The following is a 1,371-nucleotide window of genomic DNA, read 5'->3' on the forward strand; positions in this document are numbered from 1 at the left end:
ATCAGTAGCGGTAGTGTTCGGGCTTGTAGGGCCCGTTGACGTCGACGCCGATGTACTCGGCCTGGGCCTTGGTCATGCGGGTGAGGTTGACCCCGAGCGCGTCCAGGTGCAGCCGGGCGACCTTCTCGTCCAGCAGCTTCGGCAGCACGTACACGTCCTTGCCGTACTCGCCCGGCTTGGTCCACAACTCGATCTGCGCCAGCGTCTGGTTCGTGAACGAGTTCGACATCACAAAACTCGGGTGCCCGGTCGCGTTACCCAGGTTCAACAACCGGCCCTCGGACAACACCAGGATCGAGTGCCCATCGGTGAACGTGAACTCGTGCACCTGCGGCTTGATCTCGACCTTCCGCACACCCGGAGTCTTCTCCAACCCCGCCATGTCGATCTCGTTGTCGAAATGCCCGATATTGCCCACGATCGCCTGATGCTTCATCCGGCTCATGTGCTCAGCGGTGATGATGTCGAAGTTCCCGGTGGTGGTGATGAAGATGTCCGCGAACTCAACGACCTCATCCAAGGTCTTGACCTCGTAGCCCTCCATCGCCGCCTGCAACGCGCAGATCGGGTCGATCTCGGTGACGATCACCCGAGCACCCTGGCCCCGCAGCGACTCCGCCGAACCCTTACCGACATCGCCGAACCCGGCGATCACCGCAACCTTGCCACCAATGAGCACGTCGGTGGCGCGGTTGATGCCATCGACCAGCGAGTGCCGGCAGCCGTACTTGTTGTCGAACTTCGACTTCGTCACCGAGTCGTTCACATTGATCGCCGGGAACAACAGCTCCTCCGACTTGACCAACTCGACCAGCTTGTGCACACCGGTCGTGGTCTCCTCGGTAACGCCCTTGATCTCCTTCGCCAGCGTCGTGAACCGCTGGGCATCCTGCTCCAGGCTCTTACGCAGCGTGGACAGCACGACCTTGAACTCGTCCGGGTCGTCCTCAGCCGGCTGCGGCACCGCACCCGCGGCCTCGAACTCGACACCCTTGTGCACCAGCAGCGTCGCGTCACCACCATCGTCCAGGATCATGTTCGCCAGCTTGCCGCCGCCGAACTCCCAGAGCTGGTTGGTGCACCACCAGTAATCCTCGAGCGTCTCACCCTTCCACGCGAACACCGGCACACCAGCAGGCTTGTCCGCAGTACCGCCACCGACCACGACCGCCGCCGCAGCCTCGTCCTGGGTCGAGAAAATGTTGCACGACACCCACCGCACATCCGCGCCCAGCTCAACCAGCGTCTCGATGAGCACCGCCGTCTGCACCGTCATGTGCAACGAACCTGCGATCCGCGCGCCCTTCAACGGCTTCGAATCCGCATACTCCCGGCGAGTCGCCATCAAACCCGGCATCTCATGCTCCGCCA

Annotated in this window: 1 protein-coding gene; it reads right to left on the minus strand. The window is 62.7% G+C overall.

Annotated features, from left to right (window positions below; all coding sequences use genetic code 11):
* Nucleotide 1 precedes the first annotated feature (1 nt).
* Nucleotides 2–1,371, minus strand: a 1,370-nt coding sequence (gene ahcY / locus INP57_RS29260; protein WP_200073610.1) for an adenosylhomocysteinase, incomplete at its 5' end; no start/stop codon positions are given.

It is taken from the genome of Saccharopolyspora galaxeae (genome assembly GCF_016526145.1).
In the GTDB taxonomy this organism is placed as follows: Bacteria; Actinomycetota; Actinomycetes; order Mycobacteriales; family Pseudonocardiaceae; genus Saccharopolyspora_C; species Saccharopolyspora_C galaxeae.